This window comes from Arthrobacter sp. Y3221157 (assembly GCF_059089865.1).
This window is the reverse complement of record NZ_JBNHFD010000156.1, coordinates 1-3,925: the sequence shown is the minus strand read 5'-3', so window position 1 is coordinate 3,925 and position 3,925 is coordinate 1. Positions and strand designations below refer to the sequence as shown.

3 protein-coding genes are annotated in these 3,925 nt (G+C 65.9%); all 3 read left to right on the top strand.

The annotated features are described in order from the left end of the window. Window positions 1–1,210 (top strand): leucyl aminopeptidase (locus AC5RTT_RS20015; RefSeq protein WP_494146629.1); only part of this gene is annotated, 1,210 nt, incomplete at its 5' end. 252 nt (window positions 1,211–1,462) lie between these two features. Next, window positions 1,463–2,845, top strand: a complete 1,383-nt coding sequence (gene lpdA / locus AC5RTT_RS20010; RefSeq protein ID WP_494146628.1) for a dihydrolipoyl dehydrogenase — start codon at window positions 1,463–1,465, stop codon at window positions 2,843–2,845. Between the two features lie 114 nt (window positions 2,846–2,959). Further along, the coding region (locus tag AC5RTT_RS20005; protein ID WP_494146627.1) for a biotin/lipoyl-containing protein at window positions 2,960–3,925 on the top strand (966 nt) is incomplete at its 3' end.

Genomic DNA, 3,925 nt, shown 5'->3' with positions numbered 1-3,925 from the left:
CGCTGTCCGCCAGCTGGCCGGGCTCGGCACGGTTGCCCTGGCCTTCCCGACGGCGTCAGTGGCCGATGTCGCGGCCGTCGCCGAAGGCGCAGCGCTTGGCGCCTATTCCTTCACTGAGTTCCGGTCCGCCAAGGACGGCCTGAAGGATCCGGTCTCGAAGGCCATCGTCTTCACCGATGTGGCCGACCAGAAGGAACTTGACGCCGCCTTGAAGCGCGCCGCCCTGATCGGCCGGGCGGTCAACGCCACCCGCTCGCTGGTGAACACCCCGCCCAGCCACCTGTACCCGGAAACGTTCGCCGAGGCCGCCAAGGACCTGGCCAAGGGCCTTCCCGTCAAGGTGACGGTCTGGGACGAGAAGCGGCTGGAAAAGGAAGGCTTCGGCGGCATCATGGGCGTCGGCAAGGGTTCCTCCCGCCAGCCCCGCCTGGTCAAGGTGGAGTACTCCCCTGCCCGGGCCACGGCGAAGATCGCCCTGGTGGGCAAGGGCATCACCTTCGACACCGGCGGCATCTCCATCAAGCCTGCCCTCGGCATGGGCGACATGAAGAGTGACATGGCGGGCGCCGCCGTCGTCCTTAATACTGTGCTTGCCCTCGCCGGGCTGGGCCTGCCGGTCAAGGCGACCGCGTGGTTGTGCATTGCCGAGAATATGCCCTCGGGTGCCGCCTCACGGCCCGCCGACGTGCTGACCATGTTCGGCGGGAAGACCGTGGAGGTCCTGAACACCGACGCCGAAGGCCGCCTGGTCATGGCGGACGGCATCGTGGCGGCAAGCCGCGAATACCCGGACGCCATTATCGACGTCGCCACCCTGACGGGCGCCCAGCTGATCGCCCTGGGAAACCGCACGGCGGGCATCATGGGCTCGGAAGCCGTCACCACGGCCCTCAAGGCCGCGGCCGACCGCGCCGGGGAACTGGTCTGGCCGATGCCGCTGCCGGAGGAACTGCGCCCCAGCCTCGACTCCCAGGTTGCGGACCTGGCCAACATCGGCGAACGCCACGGCGGCATGATGACCGCAGCCGTCTTCCTGCAGGAATTCGTGGGCAAGGACAAGGACGGCGCACAGATCCCCTGGGCCCACATCGATATCGCCGGTCCGTCCTTTAACAACGGCAGCCCGTACGGCTACACGCACAAGCAGGGCACGGGCTGCACGGTCCGGACCCTGGTGGCCTACGTTGAGGACATCCTGGCGGCCGCCTGACGCATCCGGCTTGTGCCGCGCGGCGTTGTGGCACGGGGTGATCCCTCGGCCACAATGCTGCGTGACACTCGACACAAAGCGCTCCCCAAACACTGTGCCAAGGTGGAGCATGGATAAGTGGTTCGCTAAGGTGAACCACGGTAGTCACAAATGCAAGAGAGTTGCCCTGCTGACATAATCACGGCAGTGCAAGTTCCAAGACCAGATGATGCGCGCAGAAACGCGTCATCGTTCACGCGAGGGAGCGTTTAAGTGGCCGATCAGGCAACTGCGCAAGAATTCGACATCCTGGTACTCGGTGGCGGCAGCGGCGGATACGCTGCGGCGCTGCGGGCAGTACAGCTTGGCCTCACCGTCGGCCTCGTGGAAAAGGCAAAGCTGGGCGGCACCTGCCTCCACAACGGCTGCATCCCCACCAAGGCCCTCCTGCACTCCGCAGAGTTGGCCGACCACGCCCGTGACTCCGCCAAGTACGGCGTCAACGTCACCTTGGACAGCATCGACATCAACGCCGTCAACGCGTACAAGGACGGCATTATCGCCGGCAAGTACAAGGGCCTCCAGGGCCTGATCAAGTCCAAGGGCATCACCGTCATCGAGGGTGTTGGCAAGCTCCAGGGCACCGACACCGTCGTAGTAAACGGCACCGCCTACAAGGGCAAGAACATCATCCTGGCTACGGGCTCCTACTCCCGCACGCTGCCCGGACTCGAAATCGGCGGCAAGGTCATCACCTCCGACCAGGCCCTCACCATGGACTACATCCCCAAGAGCGCCATCATCCTGGGCGGCGGCGTCATCGGCGTCGAATTCGCCTCGGTCTGGAAGTCATTCGGCGTGGACGTCACCATCGTCGAAGGCCTGCCCTCGCTGGTCCCCAACGAGGACGCCACCATCATCAAGAACTTCGAGCGTGCGTTCAAGAAGCGCGGCATCAAGTTCTCCACCGGCGTGTTCTTCCAGGGCGTCGAGCAGAACGAAAACGGCGTCAAGGTCACCCTGGTGGACGGCAAGACGTTCGAGGCAGACCTCCTCCTGGTTGCCGTGGGCCGCGGCCCCGTCACCGCCAACCTCGGATACGAGGAAGCCGGCATCACCATCGACCGCGGCTTCGTCATCACCAACGAGCGCCTGCATACCGGCGTGGGCAACATCTACGCAGTGGGCGACATCGTTCCCGGCGTCCAGCTGGCGCACCGCGGCTACCAGCAAGGCATCTTCGTCGCCGAGGAGATCGCCGGCCTGAAGCCCGTGATCGTCGAGGACATCAACATCCCCAAGGTCACCTACTCCGAGCCTGAAATCGCCACCGTGGGCTACACCGAAAAAGCCGCCAAGGAGAAGTTCGGCGAGGACCAGGTACAGACCCAGGAATACAACCTCGCCGGCAACGGCAAGAGCTCCATCCTGGGCACGTCCGGCCTGGTCAAGCTTGTCCGGCAGAAGGACGGCCCCGTTGTGGGCGTCCACATGATCGGCGCACGCATGGGCGAACAGGTGGGCGAGGCCCAGCTGATCGTGAACTGGGAAGCCTACCCGGAGGATGTGGCCCAACTGGTGCACGCACACCCCACCCAGAACGAGTCCCTGGGCGAAGCCCACCTGGCACTCGCGGGCAAGCCGCTCCACGGCTGATTTTCCGCAGCACCATGGAGCCTGGTGCACCCGGCATGGAAACCCCGGGGCACCAGGCTCAAAATCAGGCAGCATTCAATCGCACTAAAGATCAATAAGGAGAACGGGGACGACATGTCTGAATCCGTTAACTTGCCCGCCCTCGGTGAGAGCGTCACCGAAGGAACCGTCACCCGCTGGCTCAAGCAGGTAGGTGACCGGGTAGAGGTGGACGAGCCGCTGCTCGAGGTTTCCACCGACAAAGTAGACACTGAAATCCCCTCTCCTGTAGCTGGCGTGATTGAGGAAATCCTGGTGGCCGAAGACGAGACTGCCGAGGTAGGCGCACCCCTGGTGCGCATCGGCGACGGCTCCGACGGCGGTTCGGCTGCCTCGGCAGAAGAAGCTCCGGCCGCTGCCCCGGCCGAAGAGGCACCGGCACAGGAAGCCCCTGCCCAGGAAGCTGCGGCACCTGAAGCTCCCGCTGCCGCACCGGCCGCGGAAGCACCGGCCGGCGGCGGCGAAGGCCACGAAGTCACCCTCCCCGCCCTGGGCGAGAGCGTCACCGAAGGCACCGTCACCCGCTGGCTCAAGGCCGTAGGCGACAACGTCGAGGTTGACGAGCCCCTGCTGGAGGTCTCCACCGACAAGGTGGACACCGAAATCCCGTCCCCGGTGGCCGGTACCCTCCAGGAAATCCGCGTCAACGAGGATGAGACCGCGGCAGTTGGTTCCGTTCTGGCCGTCATCGGCTCCGGCGCCGGTGCTGCTGCCGCGGAGGCTCCGCAGGCTGCTCCGGCCGCCCCCGCCAAGGAGGCTCCCGCCCAGGAAGCCCCGAAGGAAGAGGCCCCCAAGCCCGCACCTGCACCCGAAGCTCCGAAGGAAGAGGCTCCGCAGCAGGCAGCACCCGCCCCGGCAGCAGCCGAAGCCCCGTCCGCAGGAGGCGAGTCCGGCTACGTCACGCCCCTGGTCCGCAAGCTTGCCAACCAGCACGGCGTGGATATCGCCTCCCTCTCCGGCACCGGCGTCGGCGGCCGCATCCGCAAGCAGGACGTCATCGCCGCTGCCGAGGCCAAGGCAGTCCCACACCGATTCCTGGCC